We start from the raw sequence: 23,268 nt of genomic DNA on the forward strand, positions 1-23,268 counted from the left end.
TCACAAGTCCTATTCATGCCAGGGGTATGCTAGACTGGCAATGCACGAGAGCGGGGGTATCCATGGCCGAAAGACTGGTTGCCGAGAAATCGCGCCCACAACGGCGCATCGAAGGGGTGATGCTGGCGGTATTGCCGCCGCTCGTCGGCTTCACGCTGTGGTGGCGCCATGGCGCTGAGCCGCTCAACCTGCTGGCCGTGCTGGCGGCGTTTTTTCTCGTTTCGCCGCTCGGCGGGTTGATCGCCTCGTTCGGATCAGGCGAGCGCATCACCCCGGACGAGTGGATGCGGCGCACGCTTGAGCGCATGGCCGAGATGCCGTTCATCGTCGTCGCCGGATGGAGCTGGATCACTTATTCGAGCCTGTTCCTGTCGGCGCTGTTTTCCGGTTGTTCGGCGGAATTCCTGCCTCGGATATTCGTCCTGGTGCCGGTGCTGCTGGCGATAACGTTCGGCTGTGCCGTGCTGGTGACCTATCAACTCCGGCGCTGGCATAGCCGCTATGACCCCGCCCAGGCGGCCGAGCGTTATCGCACAGTGGGGGAATGGCTGAAGGAGCGTCTCCCGCTGCAGATCGTTTGCGTCGGCGCCGGTTTCGCGGCCGGATTTGTTGCGGCCCATTTCGTTTCCGAGCCATATATCGGTCTCACGCTCGGGGCGGGTTGGCTTGCCGGCATTGCACTTGAAACGATGGTGGCTGAACGCATCCTGAAGAAGAAGCCGCTGTTGTGGAGCCAGGTCGGATTTGGTGGTGCGCTGGCGATTTCGATGGCCCGCTTCGGCCTGACGTTCGCCGGTTTCTTTGTGCTCTATGGACTGCTGCAGCCGGTTGTCGGCTTGGCCGAGGGTTTTGCCATATTCTTTGCCGTCACACTCGCCATCAGCGGTTTCGTCATGGGCACGGTGCTGATGATGATTTTTTGGGCTCTGGCGCGCCTCGGCGATATGCGTAAAGCGAAAACCTAAACCCCGCCCAGCTCCGGGAAATGGCGGTTGATGGCGTCGATGGCGCCGTTCAGCCGGCCGTCGCGGTCGCCGGATATGGTCTCATAGGCAAGACCGCGCTTTTCCAGCTCTTCGCGGCAGATGCGATAGAAGCGCTGGCGGGCGGCATCGCCGGGGAAATAGCGCGTGCCATCGTCCGCCCACGGAATATCGATGTCGGCGAGAAGATAAAGATCGGCGGTCTCGGCCACCGCATCGAGGTCGGGCGGGCGCACGCCGATGAGCATGTCGGCCCACAGCGCCGTCATCAGCCGGTCGGTGTCGAGGATGAGGAGGCGATTGGCTTGGCGCTTCGCCGCGACCTCGAGCGCCGCCTGACCCTTGACGATATTGCGCAGATCGTCGGCGGTGCAATAGGTGCCGAAGACTTCGCAATAGGTGCGGCCGTATTCCGGTGCCGCGATGGTGTTGAGACGCGCCGCTAGGCGCTTGGCCAGTGTCGATTTGCCGGTCGATTCCGGCCCGAACAGGCACACCGTCTTGACATAATGGGCGCGCACCGGTGCCGGCAGGAAGTCCCAATGCTGATAGGGATTGGCGCGCACCTTGGTGCCGGAAATCGGGGCGGCGAGGCGGTCGGGATCGAACGGCACATGGCGCGCGCTGAGTTCCTCCGCCAGCCGGCCGCCATAGGATTCGCTGGTAAAGACGAAATCGATCGGCTCGGGATGAACCGCGGTCGCGATCTCGCGCCAGATGCGCCAGAAGTCGGGATGCTCGGAGGGTTGTTGCGGAACGTCCTTGTCGAAATGGACCACGCGGGCGCCCGGCACCAGTTCGCGCATCCAGTTTGCGCGCAAGGTCCCGTCGATCGGCTCGCCGGCGCGGGTGCAGACCAGCACCGTCAGTTCGTCGCAATAGGCGCGGGCGAAATCGCACAGCATCTGATGGCCGCGTTGGGGCGGCATGAATTTGCCCAGGAGAAAACCGCGGCTCACGAAAATACCTCGACCGGATGGGGCTTCAATTGTCGCCGCCAGGAAACAAGACCCGCCACCGACAACACCAGGAAAATCGCATAGAGGGCGGTGGTCGGGTACAGCCCCTTCCAGCAATAGACGCCGACGGCAACGATATCGACCGCGATCCAGAACAGCCAGCTTTCGATCTTGCGCGCCGATTGCAACGTCTGGGCGGTGACCGAGGCGGCGCCGATGAAGGCATCGAGCCAGGGCGCGGCGGCATCGGTGTAGGTGGCGAAGAACCAGCCCGCCAGCGCGGTGCCGGCCGCCACGGCGATCACCGACACGATCCAGCCCGCCGCGGTCAGCGTTTCGGGGCGCACCAGCCCGTCGTCGCCGCGGCCTTTCAGCCAGTACCACCAGCCGAAAATCTGCACGAGGAAGAAATAGACCTGCAGGATGGTGTCGGAATAGAGCCGCGCCTCATAGAAGACGAAGCCATAAAGCGTCACCATGGCGAGCCCGAACGGGTAGTTCCAGACGTTGCGGCGCATCACCAACCAGACGTTGATCAGGCCGAGCAGGGCGGCAATGATTTCGGTGGGGGACATCGGCATCCGTTTGCGGCTAGTGTCGGGTCGGATCGGCCCCGTCCGGGGCGCCAAAGCGGGGTGTGCAGGTGCAAGAACTCCTTTCCTCTATGTCGCTCGGCCTGCATCCGCAATCCCTGCTCGGCATTGGCTTCATCATTTTCCTCGCTTGGGCGGTGTCGGAGAACCGGCGCGCCTTTCCGGTGCGCACCGTCGTCGCCGGCCTGGCGGTGGAAATCGCCCTGGCGGTGCTGCTGTTGAAAGTCCCGCTGGCGCGCGACGCATTGTTCGCCCTCAACGGCATCGTAGCGGCGCTGACCGAGGCGACTAAGGCGGGCACTTCGCTGGTGTTCGGCTATATCGGCCAGGGCGATGCGCCGTTCTCGATCACCAATCCGCCCGCCTTCATCAATTTCGCGTTCGGCGTGCTGCCGCTTTTGATCGTGATCTCGGCGCTATCGGCGCTGTTGTGGCACTGGCGGATTCTGGCGGTCGTCGTGAAGGGGATCGCGGTGGTGCTGAAGCGCGTGCTCGGCATCGGCGGTGCAGTCGGGCTCGGCGGAGCGGCCACCGTGTTCCTCGGCAATGTCGAAGGCCTGTTGGTGGTCCGCCCCTATCTCGCCAAGCTCAACCGGTCCGAACTCTTCATCATGTTCACGGTCGGCATGAGCGTCGTCGCCGGCACCGTGTTCGTGCTCTACGCCACGATCCTGAAGCCGGTGCTGCCGGGCGCGCTGGGCCACATTCTGATCGCCTCGATGATGAGCCTGTTCGGCGCCATCGTCATCGCGCGCATCATGATTCCGGGCGAGGCGGCGACCGACACGGCATCGGAAAACGAGATGAAATACCGCTCCAGCATGGATGCGGTCAGTCACGGCACCGAGGTCGGGCTCAAGATCTATTGGCAGATCATCGCCATGCTGATCGTGGTGACCGCCCTCGTGGCGCTCGCCAACATGATCCTCGCGCATGGGCCGCAGGTCGCCGGCGCGCCGCTGACGCTGCAGCGCGTGCTCGGCTGGGTGTTTGCCCCGATCGTTTGGCTCTATGGCGTGCCGTGGGATCAGGCCACCACCGCCGGCAGTCTGCTCGGCACCAAGACGATCCTCAACGAGCTGATCGCTTATATCGACCTCACCAGGCTGGCTGCCGGCACGCTCGATCCGCGTTCGACGCTGATCTGCGTTTACGCGATGTGCGGCTTCGCGAATTTTTCCTCGGTCGGCATCGTCATCGCCGGCATGAGTGCGTTGGAACCTACGCGCCGCGACGAAGTGGTGCCGCTGGTGATGCGCTCACTCCTCGCCGGCACCATGGCGAGTGGGCTGACCGCCTCGATCATCGGGTTATTACCGGTGTCTTAATGCCTCGGTTTGCGGCACTTTGCCTATGCGATTGTCCATCGGGGCGGTGGAAATAAACGCCGCTTTAACGGTCATTACGGCCAAATGAAGGCACAACCGCTGTCGGCGTATGGCTATGTCCAAAATGGATATCGACGGATCGCTCCCGGGGCTCGATGCAAACCCGCGCGTATGTCGCTGCATCCCGCTCGGCGATGTCGACAACGCGGTGTTGCTCAATGCGCTGCAGTTGTGGGAAAGCCTGAAGGACGGTCACCGCTATCCGCCGCGCAGCGCGATCACGCCGCGGATCCTGAAGCCGATCCTGCGCAATACCACCCTGATCAAGGTGATCGACGGCGGCACCGATTACGAATTCCGCATCGTCGGCGATGCCTACGTGATGGCACACGGCCATTCCTTCCAGGGCATGCGCTGGAGCGAGATCGGCACGCTCTCGCCCGGGTTCCAGAAATACATAAAGCCGATCTATGATCGCGTCGTACGCGAAGGCGATCCGCTGGCACTGCGCGGCTGGATCGAACGCGGCGGCACGTCGACCGGCCACGTTTTCAGCGAATACCTTTATATGCCGTTGGGAGGGGCTGAGGTCGACCACATTCTGGCGGTGGCGGTCTATTTGCGCCGCGACGGCCTCGACCATGCCACGCAGAGCTCGTTCACGATTTAAGGTAAGCGCTGTAAACAGGCATCGTCCCGGACGCGCCCGCCGTCACCTGGGTGCAATCCGGGACAATCCAGCCGCGCATCAATGGCCGCAGCCGCAGCCTTCGTGATGGCCGGCCGCTTCGAACGCCGGGAACAGGATGTTGTTCTCGAGATGGATGTGGCTCATCAGATCGTCGCAGAACTTGGCGAGGCCGGCGTTGAGCGCGCGCCAGGTCGGGCAGGCATCGGCGGGAGGCTCGACCGCAAACGTTTCGATCTGCTTCAGCGTGTCGCCCGCTTCGATGTGCTCGGCGCGCATGGCGGCGATGGGGTGGCGGATGAAATCGTTGCCCCCCTTGTTCCCAATGAAGTCTTCCATCATCGGAAACAGCACCATCTCTTCCTTGCGCATGTGATCGTCGAGTTCGCGCGCGAACGGCACCAGCAGTTGCGCCAGTCCCTTGGGCGCATCGGGGCGTTCGCCGTGGACGGCTTCGACGCGCTTGGCGAGGCGGATCAGCTCCGGCAGTTCGCGGCGGTGGACTTCGTGATAGCGCACCAGGATGTGGGCGATCAGCGCGACCGGCTCATCCGGCGCTTCGGCCTGGGTGGGGGCGAGGGCCGCGAGTTCGGCGGCGATGGTGGCGGCGTCAAGTCCCTTGGCGGCCGCCGCTTCCGACAGGCTGACGGCGCCGCCGCAGCAGAAATCGAGCTTGTATTTGCGGAACACGCCCGTGGCGCCGGGAATGGTGGTGGCGAGATGGCTGAGGGTCTGGGTCGCGGGCATGGGGCTCCTCCTGGACATTTTTGCAGGGCGTTGTCTGGCGCGGAGTGTAGGGTCTAAAAAGAGGTATCAACAATACCATTTTAAAGCGTGCGACACTGTCTCTCATGCCCGAGTCCAAAACGTTCTCCGAACAGCGACTTTCCCGGCTTCTGGCGGAGATCCGCGCCTGCCGGATCTGCGATCATGAGCTGGCTCACGGTGCCCGGCCGGTGATCCATGCTGGTCCCAAGGCGCGACTTTGCATCGTCGCCCAGGCGCCCGGCATCCGGGTGCACGAGACCGGCATCTCGTTCAACGATCCTTCCGGCGATCGCTTGCGCGAGTGGATGGGCATCGGCCGTGACGTGTTTTACGACGGCGACAAGGTTGCCATCATCGGCATGGCGCATTGCTTTCCCGGTTACGACGCCCGCGGAGGAGATTTGCCGCCGCGCAAGGTGTGCGCCGAAACCTGGCAGGATAAATTGTTCGCCGCCTTGCCGCCGTTCGATCTGACGCTGCTGATAGGCACCTATGCGTTTTCCTGGCACCTGAAAGGCCGCGCCAAGAAGACGGTGTCGGAGACGGTGAAGGCGTGGCGCGACTACACCCCGGCGCTCATCCCGCTGCCGCATCCGTCGTGGCGCAACAATGCCTGGCTCCAGAAGAACCCGTGGTTCGCCGACGAACTGCTGCCGTACCTGCGCCGGCGCGTGAAGGCGGCGGTGAAGAATGGCTGAGTGCTATTTCTTCTTTGCCGCCCGCGGCTCCGGCGTGATCGGCAGTTGGAACGGCACCGCCGGCAGGCCTTCGGCGCTGGTGAGATTGCAGAGCGGGCTGTCGGCCCAGCAGAAACGCACCGCCGTCGCTTTCGCCGCCGACTTCGGCACCTCCAGCGTTACGGTATCGTAGCTGACGATGCCGTCGACCCATTGGCACGCCAGATCGGCCGTGCACAGGCTGAAGCCGATCGCCTTGCTCCATTCGCGCGTGACAAGCCCGGCGCCGACATGCTCGAAGTGCACCGTCACCGAGTTACGCAGGCGCGTGGCGGAGAGCGGCGACGGGCTGAAGCCTTCCACCGGCGATGCATACACCATCTTCTCGGCCAGCAGCGCGAGGCGGCGGCCGACTTCCTGCTTCATCTGCGGGTGGATGTTGTCGGGCACGCCGAGATCGGTCGTCACCGCCACACCGGTGTTGGGCAATGCCGCCGCCGCAAGGCGCTGGCTTTCACGCGTCTCGGCCCAGCCCGATTGTCCGGGCGCGATGCGCTGGGCGCCATAGCCCGGCAGCTGCACCAGGAAGAACGGCGTATCGGCACCGAAATGCATCCGCCAGTCCTCGATCAGCGCGGTGAGAAGGCGGCGATATTCCGTAGGCTGAGCAGTATCGGTTTCGCCCTGATACCACACGACGCCGCGCACCGCTGTCGGCCCCAGCGGCAGGATCATGCCGTTGTACAGCGTCGAAACGCCGAACTGGTTGAGCCAGGGCTGATGTGGGATGAGCGGCAGACCGTCGGGCGCCGAGGTCTTGAATTTCCAGGCGCCCTCGATCGGCTTGGCCGGACCATTGGCCGGTTTCAGATTCATTTTGTCGGCGGTATCGAGAAAGGCGCTGCCCATCTTGATGGCGATGGCGATGAGGTTCTTGCCTTCGTGCAGCACGCCGGCCGGAACGGAATAGGCGCGCACGACATCATAGCCTTCGCCGGCGCCGACATTCTGGCCGTTGACGAAAGCGAGATCGAAATCGCTGACCTGTCCGAGCGTCAGCGTCGCCGGGCCTTGCGCTTCGGCGGCGGTCAGTTCGATGGTCTTGCGTACCCAGACGACGCCATTGAAATTCGCCAGCTTCGGCCACGGCCGCCAGCCGCCGATGGCAACGAGTTCGTCCCAACCGGAATCATCGAACGCCGGATCGAACCAGTGCGCCGCCATGCCGGGATCGTGGGCATCGAACCAGGAGCGCATCACGGCGCGGTATTTCAGGTCGCCGTCGGTATGCGAGGCGGCATAGGTTTTGACGATATCGAGCGCCTCGCCATAACCGCCGAGGCTGGCGAGCTTGTCGTTGCTGATCCAGGCCTGGATCGCCGATCCGCCCCAGGCGTCTTCGATCAGGCCGACCGGGACGCCGGCGACCGGCTGCAGATGGCGGCCGAAATAATAGCAGGTGGCCGAGAAGTCCTTGACGGTGTCTTTGTTCAGCACCGCCCAACTGGCATCGGAACCGAACACGTCACGCGGGTTGGGGCTGGTGAAGCGCTGGACGTGAAAGAGCCGGATATTGGGATTGGTCGCGCTGTAGACTTCGCTGTCGTAATTGGTGGCGAGGCGCAGCGGCAGCTCCATGTTCGACTGGCCGGAGCAGAGATAGACGTCGCCGATCAGCACGTCCTTCACCGCCTGGGTTTCGCCGCTTGAGGACTGCGCGGCGAGCACATAGGGGCCGCCCGCTTTCATCGGCGCGAACTCCGCTTTCCATTGGCCGTTGGCATCGGCGGTGGCGGTGGCGGTCTGGCCGGCGAATGAAACGGTCACGCTGGCGCCCGCAATGGTGCGGCCCCACACCGGAATGGTGCGGTCGCGTTGGATCACGGCATGGTCTTGGAACGTGGTATAGAGAAGCGTGAGGGGCTTGGGCGGGTTTTTCTGCTCGGCCTTAACCACGGCGACAACCGGCGGCGGCGGGGTCAGGTATGGCAGGCTGGAGCAGGCACCGAGCACGAATGCGGCAGCCGTGACGGCGGCGGTCTTGTGCATTCCCGTTTCCTCTTCTTATTGTATGCGCCTGAAGCGGCGGGCGGATTAAATACCGGAGACCTTCCGATGGCCAGATTGGCCGTCCTTCTTGTCTGCGTCATACTGGCTGCCTGTGCGCCGGTGACGGCGCCGCAGGGACTCGAAAATGTCGCGCCGCGCGTTACGGATGATTCATTCACGACGCGCGACGGTCTGGCCTTGCCGCTACGCCATTGGGACGCCGTAACGCCCCGCGCCGTGATCATTGCCCTGCACGGAATGAATGACTATTCCAACGCGTTCGCGATGCCGGCACCCTATTGGGCGGAACACGGCATCACCACTTATGCTTACGACCAGCGCGGGTTCGGGCGGGCGCCCCATCCTGGATTGTGGGCCGGCGAGGCTGCGCTGGATCGCGATCTCGCCGATTGTATCGCGGCGATACGTCTGCGCCATCCCGGTGTGCCGCTGTTCGTGCTCGGCGAGAGCATGGGCGGCGCTGTGGTGCTGACGACCTTCGCGACTGAGCATCCGCCCGAGGTCGACGGCATCATCCTGGTGTCGCCGGCGGTGTGGTCGCGCTCCGACATGCCGTTCTACTATCGCGTTGCGCTGTGGTTCACCGCGCATGTCATGCCGGGCCTGACGGTCACGGGCCGCGGCGTCGTCAATATCTGGCCGTCCGACAACATCGACATGCTGCGCCAATTCTCGCGCGATCCGCTGGTGATCAAACAAACGCGCCCCGATGCGGTGTGGGGTCTCGTCAATCTGATGGACGATGCGCGCGACGCCGCCGGTGCATTGAAGAAGCCACCGCCGCTGCTGATGCTGCGCGGCGAAAAAGATCAGGTGATCCCGCCGGCCTCCGCTGCCGCTGCCGCCAAAGCGCTGGCGCGCAACGCCGGCTTCAGCGAGCGCGTCTATCCCAAAGGCTACCACATGCTGCTGCGCGACATCGCCGGGCCGCAGTATTGGAAGGATGTGGTGGCGTGGGTGGACGAGCGAACGGCCCCTCGCGCGACCGTTACGGCTTCACCGTTCCCGCGCTGACATGCACCGTGCCGACGGCGGCTTTGTCGGTGGCCGAGGCACCCAGCCGCACCACGTAATCGCCTTCGGCAACGTGCCATTCGTTGGCATCGGCATCGAACAGCGCCAGCAGGCGGCGATCGGCGTAGACCACGACATGCTTGGTTTCGCCGGGCGCCAGTTCGATCTTCTCGAAGCCGATCAGCCGGACGGTGTCGAACGGCGGCTTGACGTAGACCTCGGCGACCGTCTTGCCGGGGCGGGTGCCGGTGTTGCGCACATCGAACTCGGCTTTGATCGTGGTTGCGCCGGTGAGCTTCAGGTTCTCATAGGCGAACGTCGTGTACGACAGCCCATAGCCGAACGGAAACAGCGGCGTCAGTTTCTGGTCCTCGAACCAGCGATAGCCGACGCGCGCGCCTTCCTGATAGATCACGTCATAGGCCGTCGGCGATCCGATGGTGGCGACGATCCGGTTGTCGGGGCGCGCCCCAGTGATGATCGGATGCGCGAGCTGGCTTTCGGCGATCGGGAAGGTGAGCGGCAGCTTGCCCGACGGATTGACCTCGCCGAACAGGATGCGCGCGATCGCGGCGCCGCCGCCGTTGCCGGGATACCAGGCTTCCATCACGCCGGCGACGGCATCGAGCCACGGCATCGTAACCGGTCCGCCGGTTTCGAGGATCACGATGATGTTGGGATTGGCCGCCGCGACCGCCGCGATCAACTCGTTCTGGTTGCCGGGCAGGGCGAGGTCGATGACATCGCTGCCCTCGTGCATGTACTGATAGGCGAACACGATGGCGACATCGGCCTTTTTCGCCGCCGCGACCGCCGCCGCGATATCCTGGCCGCTGACGAAATTCACCCGCGCCTTGGGCGCCAGCTTCTTGATTTCGGCGAGCGGGGCGGTCGTGTGCAGCACGGCGGTCTCGCGCGGCATCTGCCAGCTCTGGCGGTCGATCACCTTAGTGCCGCCGCCGACGTTGACGACCAAATCGTTGGAATGGCCAATGCCGTGCACCTGTGAGGAGCCGCCACCCGACAGCACGCCCTTGTCGGCGAAGCCGCCGATCACCGCGATCTTCTGGCGTTTCTTGGGATCGAGCGGCAACAGCGCCCGCTCATTCTTCAAGAGCACGATGCCTTCTTCGGCGTCGCGCTGGGCCACGGCGAGATCGCCATAGACATCGATCGGGCCCTTCACCAGCGGCCGGTCGAACAGGCCCTTGGCGAACATGGTGCGCAGGATGCGGCGGACCATCTGCTTGAGCCGCGCCTCCGAAACGTCGCCCTTGGCGACGGCGGCGCGCAGGTCATCGCCGAAAAAGTCGCGCACGTCGGAGCCGTTGGCGGATTCCTGCTCGAGACCGGAGGTCGCTGCGGCCACCGTCGAGTGCACCGCACCCCAATCCGACAGCACGAAGCCCTGATAGTGCCAGTCGCTGCGCAGCACGTCGTTGAGGAGATACGGGTTCTCGCAGGCATAGACCCGGTTGTAGCGGTTATAGGAGCACATGATGGCGCCCGGATCGCCGGTTTCGAGCGCAATCTCAAAGGCGAGCAGGTCGCTTTCGCGCCCTTCGCCTTCCTCGATCGCCACGCTCATCACGGTGCGCGCGGTTTCCTGGTCGTTGAAGGCAAAATGCTTGGCAGTGGAGATGATGCCCTGCGCCTGGATGCCCTTGATGGATTCGCCGACCATCTGGCCGGCCAGCAGCGGGTCTTCGCCGGAATATTCGAAGGTGCGCCCGCCGCGCGGTTCGCGCGCCAGATTGGCTCCGCCCGCCAGCATCACATTGAAGCCCTTGGCGCGGGCTTCGCGTCCGACCATGGCGCCGCCGTCGAAGGCAAGGGCGCGGTTGAAGGTGGCGGCGGTCAGCAACGAGGAGGGCAGTGCCACGGCGGTATCGCCGGGCCGCATGTTGCCGCCATTGGCGACGCCGAGGCTGGCGTCGGATTCGGTCAGCGCCGGAATGCCGAGGCGGGCGATGCCAGGCACGTAGCCGGCGCTGCCGGGAAGCAAGGGTTTCAGCCACGCCGGAATCGGTTCGTGAAAGCCGGGCTGATAGGCGACACCGAGATAGCCGTCGACCAGGATCAGCTGTTCCTCGCGGCTCATTTCGGCGACGACGAGTTCGGCGCGGGCATCGGGCGGGAGCGCGGTGTTCATCCACGGCGGATTTGGCTGCGCCACCGCCGCCATGGTGCTGAAGACAAACAGAGCAACGCCAACCACTCGCGCACGCATGATGTCGAACCCCTTGCCGGACGGGCGCCACGGCCCGCAGCCTGAAAACATGTCGATTATTGTTACGGCCGAGGGGTTAACAAGGGTGTTCGCTGCGGCGAATTCGAAAGCGTTGCGGAAGCCGTTGACGACAAACGGGAGTCGCGAATTACTGAACGGTTTTCGTGGCTTCGTTCAGGGCTTGGCGCGCATCACCGGCGTGATCTTGACGCCGGCGCGGGCGGCAAGGTGATAGCAAATCTCCATCTGGTCGGCCATGTAGGTCTTGTCGGCCAGCGACGCACCGGAATAGGCCCCGATCATCTGGCTGGCATAATGGATGCGCGCGCGGCTGTAGGAATCCTGCGTCGCCAGGCCGGCCTTCTGCACGCGCTCGAAGGTCTGGCGCATGATATCGGAGAAGAAATTGGTCGGCGGCGCGTAGAGGGGCTTGAAAAGGGCAACGCGGGTGTTGTCGCGCCCCGCCACCAGGATGGCGTCGGCATTGACGTCGGGATTGGTGAGCAGGAAGCGGGTGACATCGCACACCGCGATGGCATCGGACCAGTTGTCGAGCTTGTTGAGATCGAAATCCGTCATGTGTCCGGCGGCGGCGGGTGCCATGACGCCGGTGAGCATCAGGACGGACGCGAAGCATTTGGCTGTCGTTCGCATGGATCACTCCCTGACGAGCACCGCAATCATCGCACGGCTGGGCCGGACAGGTCTTCACAGCTCCGCGATTATCGCCCCGAAACGGCGCCTTTGCACGTCCAATCCATCACCGTTGCGTGAGCGGGCGGCCATTCCACGGCGTTGCGCGTCCCTTGCGGCCTGTCCGGTGATCGGATATCTCGCTGGGACGGTTACGTCGCAATTGCCCAAACGTCGCGTACGGATCATCGCGGTTTTGCCGAATATTGGGAAACCCGGTTAAGACTACAGCGTTATCGTGAAGCCGATCGTCGTTTCGGGTGACTTAAGCATTTTCGCATTGGTAATACTGAAATGCAGCGCCACGGGCGCATAGATTTCCTTCGCATAGAGGCTAGCCACTTGGACCAATTGACAAAGTTGATTTCGCTTGCGACCGCTGTGCCGGAAACGATGGTCTCTCAAAGCGACGCCGCGCAAGTTGCACACGACCTGTTCGGTGCGCGCTATGCGGCCTTCGACCGGATGGCGTCGGTATTTCTCACTGCTGGAATTCACAAGCGCCACATTGCCCGGCCGCTGGCGTGGTATTCGGAGCCGCGCGGCTGGAAAGAGCGCACCGCGGTTTATCTCGAAGCGGCCGAAGCGCTGTTCATCGAGGCCGCCAACAAGGCGCTGGCGTCGGCGAAGCTGGCGGCTTCCGACATCGACGTCGTGGTGACGGTTTCATCGACCGGCATCGCAACTCCGAGCCTGGAGGCGCGCGCGGCCCGGGCGATGGGCTTTCGCGACGACATCCAGCGGGTGCCGGTGTTCGGGCTCGGCTGTGCCGGCGGCGTCTCCGGCGTCGCGATCGCGGCGCGGCTGGCCAAGGCGCAGCCGGGCGCCAATGTGCTCTTGGTCGTCGTCGAGCTGTGCAGTCTGGCGTTTCGCATGGATCAACTCACCAAGGCGAACATCGTCGCCTGCGCCCTGTTCGGCGACGGCGCTGCCGCCTGCGTTTTTCGCACCGGGCCTGGCGGTCTGGCGCAGGTCGAGGCGGCCGGCGAGCATACCTGGCCCAACACGCTCGACATCATGGGCTGGGATCTCGATGGCCAGGGCTTCGAGGTGATTTTCGCGCAAGCCATCCCGTCGTTTGCGGAAGCCAACATGGGGCCGGCCGTGGCGCGGATTCTGGAACGCTCGAACATCAAGATCGGCGATGTCGATCGCTTCGTTTGCCATCCCGGCGGCACCAAGGTCGTCGCGGCCTTGGAGCGGGCACTGGGCGTCCCCCAGGGCGGTCTCGACCATGAACGCGAGGTGCTGCGCGACTACGGCAACATGTCGGCTCCGACGGCGCTGTTCGTGCTCGATCGGACGCTGCGGGCGGGCCTGCCGTCGCGCGCGGTGATGACGGCGATGGGCCCCGGCTTCAGCGCGAGCTGCGTTTCGCTGACGAGAGCGGCGTGATTGCCGCCATCACCGTGCTCGGCGCCGTCACCGTGCAGCGTCTGGTCGAGCTTCCCCTCGGCCGGCGTAACACGGCGCGGTTGCTGGCGCGCGGCGGCACCGAGTTTGCGCCCGGCCATTATCCGGTGATCGTCGCGCTACATGCGGCATGGCTCGGCGGGCTGTGGCTGCTGGCCTGGAACCGTCCGGTCGTGCCGGCCTGGCTGGCGGTGTTCGCCGTCCTGCAGGTGTTGCGGATCTGGGTGCTGGCGACTTTGGCCGAGCGTTGGACGACCCGCATCATCGTCGTGCCCGGACTGGCATTGGTGAAAACCGGTCCCTATCGCTTCTTCAGCCACCCCAATTACGCCGTCGTGGTCGGCGAGATCGCGGTGCTGCCGCTGGCGTTCGGGCTGGTCTGGTATGCGGCCGCGTTCTCGATCCTCAACGCCATGATCCTGTTCGTCCGCATCAGCGCCGAAAACGCCGCCCTCAAAGGAGCCGACGCTGAGCAACACCGATAGCGTACCGCTGAAGACCTGGGCCGGATTCGCCATGATGTGCATCGGCATGTTCATGGCGATCCTCGACATCCAGGTGGTGGCGACGTCGCTGCCGACCATTCAAGGTGCCCTCGGCATCGCCCGCGACCAGATGAGCTGGATTCAGACCGCGTATCTCATTGCCGAGGTGATCGCGATTCCGCTGACCGGCTTCCTGACGCGCCTCCTCACCATGCGCTGGTTGTTCGTCGTCACCATTGCGGTCTTCACCGTCGCATCGCTCGGCTGCGCCTCCAGCAGCAGTTTTGCGGCGCTGCTGGGTTGGCGGATGCTGCAGGGCTTCTCGGGCGGCACCCTGATTCCGGCCGTGTTCGCGGCGGTGTTTTTGCTGTTTCCGTCGCGGCTGCAGGGCGTCGCCACCACCATCGGCGGTGTCCTCGCGGTGCTGGCGCCCACCGTCGGGCCGGTCGTCGGCGGCTGGATCACCGAAACCTATAGCTGGCATTGGCTGTTTCTCATCAACGTCGCGCCGGGTGTGGTGTGCGCGGTGGCGACGGTATGGCTGCTGCCGGTCGAGTCGCCGTCGTTGAAAGAGGCACGCGCGTTCGACGTCCTCTCGGTTGCCGCCATGGCGCTGGCGTTGGCGACGCTGGAAATCGCCTTGAAAGAGTCGCCGACGCGCGGCTGGCTGTCGCCGCTGGTTTGCAGCTTGCTGGCGGTGTCGCTGGCGAGCGCCTTCGCCTTCGTGCGCCGCACCCTCGGCCGCAGCAAGCCGGTGGTCGAGCTGCGCACGCTGAAGGACCCGCGCTTTGCCGTCGGCTGCCTGTTGAGTTTCGTGCTGGGCGTCGGATTGTTCGGCTCGGTCTATTTGATGCCGGTATTCCTGGCGTTCGTGCGCGGGCATGAGGCGCTCGAGATCGGCACCATCATGCTGGTGACCGGAGTCGCGCAGTTGGCAACGGCGCCGCTGGCGGTGGCGTTGGAGCGGCGCACGGGAGCGCGGCTGCTGACCACGGCCGGATATCTGCTGTTCGCCACCGGCCTCGGCCTCAGTGCGTTTCAAACCCCGCAAACCGATTTCGACGGCATGTTCTGGCCGCAGGTGATCCGCGGCGTCGCGATCATGTTCTGCCTGTTGCCGCCGACGCGATTGGCGCTTGGCCACCTCGACAGTGCGGCTGTTGCCGACGCCAGCGGGTTGTTCAACCTGATGCGCAACCTCGGCGGCGCCGTCGGGATCGCGCTGATCGACAGCATCATTTACGGCCGCGCGCCCCATCACGCCGAGGCCATCGTGCAGCGCCTGATGAACGGCGACATCGCGACAGCGAAATTCGTCGGCATTCCGATGAAGCTGTTCCAGGACCGCCCGCCGGGCCCGATCGACGAGATCACCCGCAGCCTGCTGGAACCGATGGTCAACCGGGCCGCGTTTGTCGAAGCGGTGAACGACGCCTGGGCGGTGGTCGCGGTTCTGACCGTGGTGGTCCTGATCGCCGTCCCGTTCGCACGCCAACGCAAAACTGTTGGGGGGTAAGCCATTTTCCGAAGAAAATGGTGGGCGATGTAGGGATTGAACCTACGACCCCACCCGTGTGAAGGGTGTGCTCTCCCGCTGAGCTAATCGCCCGGGTCCGGTTTAGGCGGCTACGGCAGAGCCGTCCGCCTCGGGGAGGTGGGCTATACAGGCCCCGGCCGCCCGGTGCAAGCCGGACTGCACCTGGGAAAAGCTATATCCCCAGGAGCCGCTTTGCCGCGGCCGGGACCTCGCGGAAATCGTCGAGCACGAGGTCGGCGCCCAGGCTGGCGGCCGGCGCGGTGGTGTAGCCATAGCTCATCAGGATCACCTTGAGGCCGGCGCCGCGGGCGGTTTCCACGTCGGTCACACTGTCGCCGACCATCAGCGCCGGACCGCTTCCCGCCTCGACGTCCAGCTCGGCCAGCACCTGCCCGGTCAGGCGCGGATCGGGCTTCAGCCAGGGGTATTTGCTGCCGCCCACCACCGCGCCAAAGAAGCCGGCCAGCCCGAGTTCGCCCACCAGTTGGACGGCGCTCGGATGCGGCTTGTTGGTGAGGATCGCCATCCGCACGCCTGCCGCCTTAAGTCCGGCCAGGGTCTCGACCACACCGGGAAACGGCCGGCTGGCGGCGGCGATATGGCTTCCGTAATCGTCGAGGAAATCCCGGTACAGCCCCTCCATCCGCGCCGGATCGAGAGGAGCGCCGGTCGCCAGGAAGGCATCGCTGATCAGGTTCTTGGCGCCGCGGCCGACCAGTTTGCGCAGCAGCTCGGGCGCCAGGGCGCTGCGTCCGTCGCGCGCCAGCAGGGTGTTCATGGTGGTCAGCAGATCGGGCGCGGTATCGACCAGCGTACCGTCGAGATCGAACAGGAGGACACGGGTTTGGGTCATGCGATCAAGCGGCAATATCATGATGTAATTCGTCACTTTACCCATACGAGCCCGTGGGCTATCCAGCAAGCATGGCACGCGCTGGGGTAATTTTGGCGGCAGGGATGGGTACGCGGTTGAAGTCCGCGACGCCCAAGGTGATGCACGAGGTCGCAGGCCTTCCGATGTTGGGGCATGTGATCGCAGCGATGCGAGGGGCCGGCGTCGAGCGGATCGTGGTGGTGACCCACTCGGCCGGCGATATCGTCCGGGCTTTTGCCGCAAAAATGGGCGCCGAGAGCGTCATCCAGGACCCGCAACTGGGCACCGGCCATGCCGCAGCCTGCGCCGCGCCGCTGCTCAAGGACTATCCCGGCACGGTGATCGTCTCTTACGGCGACATGCCGCTGGTGACGGCCGCCACCTTCGAAGCCTCGTTTGCCGCGCAGGCCGAGACCGGAATGGCGATGATCGGCTTCCGCCCCGCCGACCCGGGCGCTTACGGCCGCATGATCCTCGATCGCGCCCGGCTGCTCGACCGCATCGTCGAGTTCAAGGACGCCAACGCCGAAGAGCGCGCCGTCACGCTGTGCAACGCCGGCATCCTGGCGGCGGCGACCAAGGAATTTTTCTTCTGGGCCGGCAAGCTCGACAACGCCAACGCCCAAAAAGAATATTACCTCACCGACGTTCCGACACTGGCTCGGGTCGACAGCGTGCGCTGCGCCGTTCTCGAAGCCGACGAAGTCGAAATGATGGGGGTCAATTCCCGCGCCGAACTCGCCAAGGCCGAGGCCGCCATGCAGGCCCGCTTGCGCGACAACGCGCTGATGAATTTCGTCGGGCTGGTGGCGCCGGAAACCGTCCATTTCAGCCACGACACCGTGCTCGAGCCCGATTGCACGGTCGAGCCCTATGTCGTGTTTGCGCCCGGCGTGACGGTGCGTTCCGGCGCCCGCATCCGTGCCTTTTCGCACCTCGAAGGCGTCGTAGTCGGCTCCGACGCGATCATCGGTCCCTATGCGCGGCTCAGGCCCGGCACGGTGGTGGAAGAAGGCGTCCACATCGGCAATTTCGTCGAGCTGAAGAACACCCGTATCGAGAAGGGCGCCAAGGCGAACCATCTCACCTACCTCGGCGATGCGCGGGTCGGCGCCGGCTCGAACATCGGCTGCGGCACCATCACCTGCAATTACGACGGCTTCTTCAAGCACAAGACCGACATCGGCGCCGGTGTTCTGATCGGTTCCGATACGGCGCTGGTGGCGCCGGTCAAGATCGGCGACGGCGCCATGACCGGGGCCGGTTCGGTGATCACCAAGGACGTGCCCGCCAACGCGCTGGTCGTGACGCGCGCCGCGCAGGTGGAGAAACCCGGCTGGGCCGAAGCGTTCCGCACACGCAAGAAGGCGGAAAAGGCTGCGAAGAAGCCTTAAGGGTGCGAGTTTTGCATTCATACAGTCGGATTTGAGCCGAAGGAGACAGCTATGTGCGGCATCGTTGGCATCGCGGGAACGAAGGATTGCGCCGGCGCCATTGTCGATGCGCTGCGAAGGCTCGAATACCGCGGCTATGACTCGGCCGGCATCGCCACCCTGGTCGGCGGCAAGATCGACCGTCGTCGGGCGCTGGGCAAACTGTCGGCGCTGGATGCGGTGCTGCACGAGCGGCCGTTGCCAGGCGTCACCGGCATCGGCCATACCCGCTGGGCCACCCACGGCAAGCCGTCGGAGTTGAACGCCCATCCCCACGCCACCGACAAGGTCGCGATCGTCCACAACGGCATCATCGAGAATTTCCGCGAGCTGCGCGCCGAACTGATCGCCAAGGGTCACAAGTTCGAATCCGAGACCGACAGCGAAGTCTGCGCCCATCTCATCAGCCAGAACCTCGACGAGGGACTTGCGGCGGTCGATGCGGCCAAGCAGGCGATCAAGCGCCTGCACGGCGCCTATGCTTTGGCGGTGATTTTCCAGGGCGAAGAGGGTCTGCTCGTGGGCGCCCGCATGGGCTCGCCGCTGGCGGTCGGTTACGGCGTCGGCGAAGCCTATCTCGGCTCTGATGCGTTCGCGCTGGCGCCGTTCACCAATCGCGTGTCGTATCTCGACGACGGCGACGTGGTCGTGATCCGCGGTCCCGAAGTGCAGATTTTCGACGTCCAGGATCGTCCCGCAACCCGCGAGATCAAGATCACCACCGCGTCGGCCGGTCTGGTCGATAAGGGCGGCCATCGTCATTACATGGCGAAGGAGATTCACGAGCAGCCGGAAGTGATCGGCCATACGCTGGCGCATTACCTCGATCCCGACGCCCGCATCGTGCGGGTGCAGGAACCGCGTCTGGCCAAAGCGTTGGCGGAAGCGAGCCGGCTCACCATCTCGGCCTGCGGTACCGCCTATTACGCCGGCCTGGTCGGCAAGTACTGGTTCGAGCAGCTGGCGCGGCTGCCGGTGGAAATCGATGTCGCGTCGGAACTGCGCTATCGGGGTCCGGTCTATCCCGAGAACGGCGTCGCGCTTTACATCAGCCAGTCGGGCGAGACGGCGGATACGCTGGCGGCGCTGCGCGATGCCAAGGCGCACGGCCAGACCACCATCGCCGTCGTCAACGTGCCGGAATCGACCATCGCGCGCGAAGCCGACATCGTGCTGCCGACCTTCGCCGGTCCCGAGATCGGCGTTGCGTCGACGAAAGCCTTCACCTGTCAGCTGTCGGCGCTGGCGCCGCTCGCCATCGCCGCCGCACGCGCCCGCGGCCACATGGATCTCGAAACCGAGAACAAGCTGTGCGCCGCGCTGCTCGGCGCCCCGCGCGCCATTGTCGAGTTCCTGAAGCAGGAACCCCGCATCGAACATCTCGGTCAGGTCGTCGCCAAGGCGCGCGACGTGCTCTATCTCGGCCGCGGCGTGAATTATCCGCTCGCGCTCGAAGGTGCGCTGAAGCTCAAGGAAATCTCCTACATCCATGCCGAGGGCTATGCCGCCGGCGAGATGAAGCACGGCCCCATCGCGCTGATCGACGAGAAGGTGCCGGTGATCGTCATCGCTCCGCACGACGCCCTCTACGAAAAGACCGTCTCCAACATGCAGGAAGTGATGGCGCGCGGCGGCAAGGTGCTTCTTATCTCCGACAAGGCTGGCATCGCCGCGGCGGGCGCCCAGGCGTGGCAAACGGTGGAAGTGCCGACCACCGACCCCTTCATCGCCCCGCTGCTCTACGCCGTGCCGGTGCAGACGCTGGCCTATTACGCCGCCGTCGCCAAAGGCACCGACGTCGACCAGCCGCGCAATCTGGCCAAATCGGTGACGGTGGAATAGTCCAAAACGTGCTACTCTCGCTCCCGCGGAATGGCCGGGGAGCGGGGGAAATGCGCGCGCACCAGATCGTCGTCGTGGTCGCGGCTGTGTTTGCTGGCGGCTGTGCATTCAACGAAGACTTCCCCGCAAAATGGTCGTCGCCCGTGCCCGGCGGCTGCGCGGCCCTGTCCGGGACCTATTCCAATTTCGGAGAATTCGGCGAGCTGCACGTCGTGGCGCCGCCGGGTACCGACCTTCGCCCGCGTCTGGCACTGCGGTTTTTCCCAGGCGAACCGGGCGATGCCGATCGTGTCAGAGCGCTGGAGCGCGCCGATCGCGTTGTCCTGACCTACAACGACGGCGTCTTGACCGTCGATGTGCAGGATGGAGCGGCCCCGGTGGCAACCGCGCGCTTTTCGGAAAAAGCCAAAACGCTGACATGCACGCGTGAGGGCGCCGTCATTGCTGGCTACAGCGGCTGGGCCCACGGCGCCGGCAATCCCTTGATCGGTCGCGAGCACAATGCCGATACCCTGATGCCGGCGGCCGACGGTTCTTTGATCGTCAAATATACTGGCGGCGGCACCGGCATGGTCTACGGCGTCATGCCGTTTTCGGGATCGGAATCCTCTTGGCGCCGCTGGCCTCGTCTGGGTCAGTGAGGCCGTGCGGCCCGCTGGCCAAGCGACGGACTTCCGCCACAATTACCGGGTGACATGAGCCGTCTTGCGGAGAACGGCGCATGATTGGCAATCTGCAGGCGTTGCGCGCCTATGCGGCGATCAGTGTGGCGTTGTTTCATTTCTCGCTGGTGCCGGCGTCGGCGATGCCGTGGCATTTCGGCAGTTTCGGCGTCGATCTGTTTTTCGTGCTGTCGGGCTTCATCATCGCTTATAGCGCCGATCGCGACAGCCGCCATTTCCTCGCCCATCGTTTGATCCGCGTACTGCCGACCTATTGGATCGTCACCAGCCTCGGCGCCGCCATCTGCCTGCTCGGGATGCCTGCGCTCGACGTGCTCGGCTGGTGGGGGCAATCGGCAGCCTTCCTCACCAATGCGCAAGGCCGCCCGCCGATCATCTTCGTCGGCTGGACGCTGGTGTACGAACTCGCCTTCTATCTCATCTTCGCGCTGGCACTGGGGGTGGCGCGCAAGGCGGCGCCGGTGGCCGCGATCGTGCTGCTTGTGCTGCTCGGCCTGGCGTTGCCGCTGATCCCGCTTTCCGCCGCAACGGTGCTGCGCCCGTGGCCGCTGTTGCTCGAGTTCGCCTATGGCATCGCGATTTTCCTCGTCACCAAGCCGATCGCGATGCGGAGCCATCGGTTGCGCTGGGTCGGGCTGATCCTTGCCGTGATTGGCCTCGCGCTGATCTATGCCTTCGATCACACGGTGCGCGATCTCCATGGGCTGGCGCAACAATGGCAGCGGGTGTTTGCGCTCGGCCTGCCGGCGACGCTGGTCGTGTTCGGCCTCGTGGTGATGGACAAGGCCGGCTGGGGCATCAAGAACCGCTTTGTGCTGGCGCTCGGGGCCGCCTCCTATGCGATCTACCTGTTGCACCCGCCGGTGTTCTTTTTCGTGCTCGGCCTCAAGCCGGGTCCGTTCGACGCCCGCGCCAAGATCTTCGCGATCCTGGTGGTGGCGACCGTGCTCGTGGCGCTCGGCTTCTACTACGCGATCGAAAAACCGCTGCTGCGCCGCTTACGCCGCCTTATCACCCGCGCCGCCGCGTAATCCGGCCCCTGAGCGTGCGTATCACTCGCATAGCTCGCGCCGCGGGCCCGTGCCGCGTTGGACGCAGTTCGTGTTGGTCACACCATTGTATCCGGTGGATTGGGGGATTCGCGGGTGAGCATGAGTTTTGCGCCGCCCCGGCTCGAGAAGTTCGGGCCGGTCAATCTGGCCGGACTGCGCCGGAGCCATTCCGTGCGCCGCGACCAGATGGAGGTTTATCGCGATGTCGCCGCGCAGTGGCGCGATTTCGTCGCCATGGCCGGATCGATTCCGGCGCTGCCGCCGCGACGCGGCTATGGCATCAATTTCCGCATGGAAGAGAACAAGACCGCGCTCGATTATTACTGCGGTTTGGTCGTTGCCGGCGCCAACCAGGTCCCGCCCGCCTTCATGGCCCTGACGATCGATCCCCTGACGGTGGCGGTGTTCGAGCATCGCGAGCACCTGTCGTTGTTGCGCTACACGATGGAGCTGATTTTCGCGACCGTTCTGCCGATGGCCGGGATCGAGCCCGACTACGACGAGCCGATCGAGTTTATTCAGCGGTACACGGAGGAGTTCGATCCCGCCGTCGGGCGCGGTGGCGTCGAAGTCCTGGTACCGGTGAAGATTTAGGCGTGGCGGATCGCAAGGATCGGGAGTAGGTAACACGTATGTTACCTCTTGGGGCCAGCCGATGACGGACTTACCGCGACTGGAACGGTTCGGACCGCTGGCGCTAATCGGGTTGGCGTGCGCGCACAGCCGCAATCTTGATGATTATGGCATTGTGCAGTCGATCAGCCGGCAGTGGGACGAGTACATGCAGCGCCGCGTGCCGCCGCCGTGGAGCCCGCATGCCTGGCGGTTCGGCGTCACCGAGCGGATGTCCGACGGCGACATGACGCTGACCTATTTCTGCGGTGCGGCGCCGTCAGAGCCGCCGGAGACCCCGCCCGGATTCACGCGTCTGGTGATCCCCGAACTGACCTGCGCCGTGTTTCCGTTCTGGGGCCGCATCACCGCGTTTCCGGTCTTCATCCATTCTGTGTTCGGCCGCGAACTGGGCGCGGCCGGCTTCAAGCCTTTGCCGGACGCGCCCGGCGTGCCGGAATTCCTCGAACGCTACGACTGGTCGTTCGATCCCAATGTCGCCGGCGGCGGCCTTGACGTGCTGGTTCCCGTGATGGCCTGATGGTCACGGATGCAGGGCTCTACGCGACGCAGCGCCCTGCAAAAAAGCTATTCGAGCATGCTGCGCAGCATCCATGCGGTCTTTTCATGGAGCTGGATGCGCTGCGTCAGCAGATCCGCGGTGGCTTCGTCGCTTGCCTTGTCGGCCATCGGGAAGATTTTGCGGGCGGTGCGCACCACGGTCTCCTGGCCCTTGACGAGGTCGGCGATCATGGCGGTGGCACTCGGCACCTTCTCGCTTTCCTCGATCGAGGAGAGCTTGGCGAAGGCCTTGTAGCTGCCCGGCGCGTAGACGCCGAGGGCCCGAATGCGTTCGGCGATCAGGTCGACGGCCAGCGCCAGCTCGTTGTACTGCGTCTCGAACATCAGATGCAGGGTGTTGAACATCGGGCCGGTGACGTTCCAGTGGTAGTTATGGGTCTTGAGGTAGAGCGTGTAGGAATCGGCGAGCAGGGCCGCCAGGCCCTCTGCGATCGCCTTGCGCTGCTTTTCCTCGATCCCGATGTCGATAGCCGGCCCGTCTTTCTTTGCCATAGTCGTTTAATCCTTCTGTGCTGCGGCGCTGCCAACATGCCCCCGTTCGGAGCGTTCTGACAGCTCAATTCGATAGTTTAGAATAATTCAAAAACAACACAATTGAACGGCGCAGACTGCCGCAGGGGTGAGGAATCATCGCTCTGGACGAACGGCTCCGGATCGGTTTCATTCCGCCATCATGAGCACCAGCGATATCGATCATCTGAAGCATCAGGCGGCCGCCCGCGCGGTCGAATTCGTCACCAGCGGCATGAAGG

General features: G+C 64.5%; 23 protein-coding genes and 1 tRNA gene. 14 read left to right on the forward strand and 10 right to left on the reverse strand.

Annotated elements, in window-relative coordinates:
- Nucleotides 1–62: 62 nt before the first annotated feature.
- On the forward strand, nt 63–965 hold the full coding sequence (locus AC1P6P_RS07170; protein ID WP_481401749.1) for a hypothetical protein: 903 nt from the start codon (nt 63–65) through the stop codon (nt 963–965).
- On the opposite strand, the gene AC1P6P_RS07175 is transcribed toward AC1P6P_RS07170, so the two are convergent.
- Both AC1P6P_RS07175 and pnuC read right to left on the reverse strand, forming a co-directional pair.
- The gene (locus AC1P6P_RS07175) at nt 962–1,912 is read right to left on the reverse strand and encodes an AAA family ATPase (protein WP_481401750.1); all 951 of its coding nucleotides are present in this window, start codon (nt 1,910–1,912) and stop codon (nt 962–964) included. The genes AC1P6P_RS07170 and AC1P6P_RS07175 overlap by 4 nt on opposite strands.
- 26 nt (nt 1,913–1,938) lie before the next feature.
- On the reverse strand, nt 1,939–2,517 hold the full coding sequence (gene pnuC / locus AC1P6P_RS07180; protein ID WP_481401751.1) for a nicotinamide riboside transporter PnuC: 579 nt from the start codon (nt 2,515–2,517) through the stop codon (nt 1,939–1,941).
- Nucleotides 2,518–2,606: 89 nt separating this feature from the next.
- Here pnuC and AC1P6P_RS07185 point away from each other — a divergent pair, with 89 nt between their 5' ends.
- Nucleotides 2,607–3,863, forward strand: a complete 1,257-nt coding sequence (locus tag AC1P6P_RS07185) for a NupC/NupG family nucleoside CNT transporter (RefSeq protein WP_481401772.1) — start codon at nt 2,607–2,609, stop codon at nt 3,861–3,863.
- Between the two features lie 115 nt (nt 3,864–3,978).
- On the forward strand, nt 3,979–4,533 hold the full coding sequence (locus AC1P6P_RS07190; RefSeq protein WP_481401752.1) for a PAS domain-containing protein: 555 nt from the start codon (nt 3,979–3,981) through the stop codon (nt 4,531–4,533).
- 78 nt (nt 4,534–4,611) lie between these two features.
- Here AC1P6P_RS07190 and ric read toward each other — a convergent pair whose 3' ends face one another.
- Nucleotides 4,612–5,298 carry an iron-sulfur cluster repair di-iron protein gene (ric, locus tag AC1P6P_RS07195; protein WP_481401753.1) on the reverse strand — a complete coding sequence of 229 codons (687 nt, stop codon included), beginning with the start codon at nt 5,296–5,298 and terminating at the stop codon, nt 4,612–4,614.
- Between the two features lie 104 nt (nt 5,299–5,402).
- On the opposite strand from ric, the gene AC1P6P_RS07200 reads away from it, so the two are divergent.
- Complete coding sequence (locus AC1P6P_RS07200; protein ID WP_481401754.1) at nt 5,403–6,017, forward strand: uracil-DNA glycosylase family protein; 615 nt, start codon at nt 5,403–5,405, stop codon at nt 6,015–6,017.
- A gap of 3 nt (nt 6,018–6,020) precedes the next feature.
- Here the strand turns inward: AC1P6P_RS07200 and AC1P6P_RS07205 are convergent, their stop codons facing one another.
- Complete coding sequence (locus AC1P6P_RS07205; RefSeq protein WP_481401755.1) at nt 6,021–8,045, reverse strand: sialate O-acetylesterase; 2,025 nt, start codon at nt 8,043–8,045, stop codon at nt 6,021–6,023.
- A gap of 66 nt (nt 8,046–8,111) precedes the next feature.
- On the opposite strand from AC1P6P_RS07205, the gene AC1P6P_RS07210 reads away from it, so the two are divergent.
- Complete coding sequence (locus tag AC1P6P_RS07210) at nt 8,112–9,080, forward strand: alpha/beta hydrolase (RefSeq protein WP_481401756.1); 969 nt, start codon at nt 8,112–8,114, stop codon at nt 9,078–9,080.
- Here AC1P6P_RS07210 and AC1P6P_RS07215 read toward each other — a convergent pair.
- Nucleotides 9,055–11,310, reverse strand: coding sequence for a beta-glucosidase (locus AC1P6P_RS07215; protein ID WP_481401757.1), 2,256 nt, complete (start codon nt 11,308–11,310; stop codon nt 9,055–9,057). The two genes, AC1P6P_RS07210 and AC1P6P_RS07215, sit on opposite strands and share 26 nt — an antisense overlap.
- 174 nt (nt 11,311–11,484) lie before the next feature.
- Entirely contained in the window at nt 11,485–11,964 is a 480-nt protein-coding gene (locus AC1P6P_RS07220; protein ID WP_481401758.1) for a hypothetical protein, read from the reverse strand.
- 381 nt (nt 11,965–12,345) lie between these two features.
- On the opposite strand from AC1P6P_RS07220, the gene AC1P6P_RS07225 reads away from it, so the two are divergent.
- Genes AC1P6P_RS07225 through AC1P6P_RS07235 form a run of 3 tightly spaced genes read left to right on the forward strand, consistent with a single transcriptional unit; the run spans nt 12,346 to nt 15,417 of the window.
- A complete protein-coding gene (locus AC1P6P_RS07225; RefSeq protein WP_481401759.1) occupies nt 12,346–13,398 on the forward strand; it encodes a type III polyketide synthase in 1,053 nt (350 codons plus the stop codon).
- Entirely contained in the window at nt 13,395–13,901 is a 507-nt protein-coding gene (locus tag AC1P6P_RS07230; protein ID WP_481401760.1) for an isoprenylcysteine carboxyl methyltransferase family protein, read from the forward strand. The genes AC1P6P_RS07225 and AC1P6P_RS07230 overlap by 4 nt, the downstream gene beginning before the upstream one ends.
- A 31-nt stretch (nt 13,902–13,932) precedes the next feature.
- Nucleotides 13,933–15,417 (forward strand): DHA2 family efflux MFS transporter permease subunit, encoded by a 1,485-nt coding sequence (locus AC1P6P_RS07235; RefSeq protein ID WP_481401761.1) that lies wholly within the window; start codon nt 13,933–13,935, stop codon nt 15,415–15,417.
- An 18-nt stretch (nt 15,418–15,435) separates the two neighbouring features.
- Here AC1P6P_RS07235 and AC1P6P_RS07240 read toward each other — a convergent pair.
- A tRNA-Val gene (locus AC1P6P_RS07240) sits at nt 15,436–15,510 on the reverse strand.
- Between the two features lie 100 nt (nt 15,511–15,610).
- A complete protein-coding gene (locus AC1P6P_RS07245) occupies nt 15,611–16,336 on the reverse strand; it encodes an HAD-IA family hydrolase (RefSeq protein ID WP_481401762.1) in 726 nt (241 codons plus the stop codon).
- A 26-nt stretch (nt 16,337–16,362) separates the two neighbouring features.
- On the opposite strand from AC1P6P_RS07245, the gene glmU reads away from it, so the two are divergent.
- From glmU to AC1P6P_RS07275, 6 genes are all read left to right on the forward strand, one after another.
- The gene (gene glmU / locus AC1P6P_RS07250; protein WP_481401763.1) at nt 16,363–17,706 is read left to right on the forward strand and encodes a bifunctional UDP-N-acetylglucosamine diphosphorylase/glucosamine-1-phosphate N-acetyltransferase GlmU; all 1,344 of its coding nucleotides are present in this window, start codon (nt 16,363–16,365) and stop codon (nt 17,704–17,706) included.
- 51 nt (nt 17,707–17,757) lie between these two features.
- Nucleotides 17,758–19,587 (forward strand): glutamine--fructose-6-phosphate transaminase (isomerizing), encoded by a 1,830-nt coding sequence (gene glmS, locus AC1P6P_RS07255; RefSeq protein ID WP_481401764.1) that lies wholly within the window; start codon nt 17,758–17,760, stop codon nt 19,585–19,587.
- Nucleotides 19,588–19,637: 50 nt separating this feature from the next.
- On the forward strand, nt 19,638–20,228 hold the full coding sequence (locus AC1P6P_RS07260; RefSeq protein ID WP_481401765.1) for a hypothetical protein: 591 nt from the start codon (nt 19,638–19,640) through the stop codon (nt 20,226–20,228).
- Nucleotides 20,229–20,308: 80 nt separating this feature from the next.
- Nucleotides 20,309–21,301 carry an acyltransferase family protein gene (locus AC1P6P_RS07265; protein WP_481401766.1) on the forward strand — a complete coding sequence of 331 codons (993 nt, stop codon included), beginning with the start codon at nt 20,309–20,311 and terminating at the stop codon, nt 21,299–21,301.
- Between the two features lie 120 nt (nt 21,302–21,421).
- Entirely contained in the window at nt 21,422–21,916 is a 495-nt protein-coding gene (locus tag AC1P6P_RS07270) for a GyrI-like domain-containing protein (RefSeq protein ID WP_481401767.1), read from the forward strand.
- Nucleotides 21,917–21,977: 61 nt separating this feature from the next.
- A complete protein-coding gene (locus tag AC1P6P_RS07275) occupies nt 21,978–22,475 on the forward strand; it encodes a GyrI-like domain-containing protein (RefSeq protein WP_481401768.1) in 498 nt (165 codons plus the stop codon).
- A 47-nt stretch (nt 22,476–22,522) separates the two neighbouring features.
- On the opposite strand, the gene AC1P6P_RS07280 is transcribed toward AC1P6P_RS07275, so the two are convergent.
- Together AC1P6P_RS07280 and AC1P6P_RS07285 are read right to left on the reverse strand one after the other, a co-directional pair.
- The gene (locus tag AC1P6P_RS07280; RefSeq protein WP_481401769.1) at nt 22,523–23,008 is read right to left on the reverse strand and encodes a Dps family protein; all 486 of its coding nucleotides are present in this window, start codon (nt 23,006–23,008) and stop codon (nt 22,523–22,525) included.
- Between the two features lie 64 nt (nt 23,009–23,072).
- On the reverse strand, nt 23,073–23,268 hold a 196-nt coding region (locus AC1P6P_RS07285), incomplete at its 5' end, for a hypothetical protein (protein WP_481401770.1).

This window comes from Rhizomicrobium sp., from assembly GCF_056722145.1.

Bases quoted from the DNA above. Each gene is read 5' to 3' on its own strand.
- AC1P6P_RS07235 (WP_481401761.1), top strand. From the start codon at position 13,933: ATGATGTGCATCGGCATGTTCATGGCGATCCTCGACATCCAGGTGGTG.
- AC1P6P_RS07270 (WP_481401767.1), top strand. From the start codon at position 21,422: ATGAGTTTTGCGCCGCCCCGGCTCGAGAAGTTCGGGCCGGTCAATCTG.
- AC1P6P_RS07245 (WP_481401762.1), bottom strand. From the start codon at position 16,336: ATGGGTAAAGTGACGAATTACATCATGATATTGCCGCTTGATCGCATG.
- AC1P6P_RS07215 (WP_481401757.1), bottom strand. From the start codon at position 11,310: ATGCGTGCGCGAGTGGTTGGCGTTGCTCTGTTTGTCTTCAGCACCATG.
- AC1P6P_RS07210 (WP_481401756.1), top strand. From the start codon at position 8,112: ATGGCCAGATTGGCCGTCCTTCTTGTCTGCGTCATACTGGCTGCCTGT.
- AC1P6P_RS07265 (WP_481401766.1), top strand. From the start codon at position 20,309: ATGATTGGCAATCTGCAGGCGTTGCGCGCCTATGCGGCGATCAGTGTG.
- AC1P6P_RS07185 (WP_481401772.1), top strand. From the start codon at position 2,607: ATGTCGCTCGGCCTGCATCCGCAATCCCTGCTCGGCATTGGCTTCATC.
- AC1P6P_RS07175 (WP_481401750.1), bottom strand. From the start codon at position 1,912: ATGCCGCCCCAACGCGGCCATCAGATGCTGTGCGATTTCGCCCGCGCC.
- AC1P6P_RS07190 (WP_481401752.1), top strand. From the start codon at position 3,979: ATGTCCAAAATGGATATCGACGGATCGCTCCCGGGGCTCGATGCAAAC.
- AC1P6P_RS07220 (WP_481401758.1), bottom strand. From the start codon at position 11,964: ATGCGAACGACAGCCAAATGCTTCGCGTCCGTCCTGATGCTCACCGGC.
- AC1P6P_RS07260 (WP_481401765.1), top strand. From the start codon at position 19,638: ATGCGCGCGCACCAGATCGTCGTCGTGGTCGCGGCTGTGTTTGCTGGC.
- AC1P6P_RS07170 (WP_481401749.1), top strand. From the start codon at position 63: ATGGCCGAAAGACTGGTTGCCGAGAAATCGCGCCCACAACGGCGCATC.
- glmU (WP_481401763.1), top strand. From the start codon at position 16,363: ATGGCACGCGCTGGGGTAATTTTGGCGGCAGGGATGGGTACGCGGTTG.
- AC1P6P_RS07205 (WP_481401755.1), bottom strand. From the start codon at position 8,045: ATGCACAAGACCGCCGCCGTCACGGCTGCCGCATTCGTGCTCGGTGCC.
- AC1P6P_RS07275 (WP_481401768.1), top strand. From the start codon at position 21,978: ATGACGGACTTACCGCGACTGGAACGGTTCGGACCGCTGGCGCTAATC.
- AC1P6P_RS07200 (WP_481401754.1), top strand. From the start codon at position 5,403: ATGCCCGAGTCCAAAACGTTCTCCGAACAGCGACTTTCCCGGCTTCTG.
- glmS (WP_481401764.1), top strand. From the start codon at position 17,758: ATGTGCGGCATCGTTGGCATCGCGGGAACGAAGGATTGCGCCGGCGCC.
- AC1P6P_RS07280 (WP_481401769.1), bottom strand. From the start codon at position 23,008: ATGGCAAAGAAAGACGGGCCGGCTATCGACATCGGGATCGAGGAAAAG.
- ric (WP_481401753.1), bottom strand. From the start codon at position 5,298: ATGCCCGCGACCCAGACCCTCAGCCATCTCGCCACCACCATTCCCGGC.
- pnuC (WP_481401751.1), bottom strand. From the start codon at position 2,517: ATGTCCCCCACCGAAATCATTGCCGCCCTGCTCGGCCTGATCAACGTC.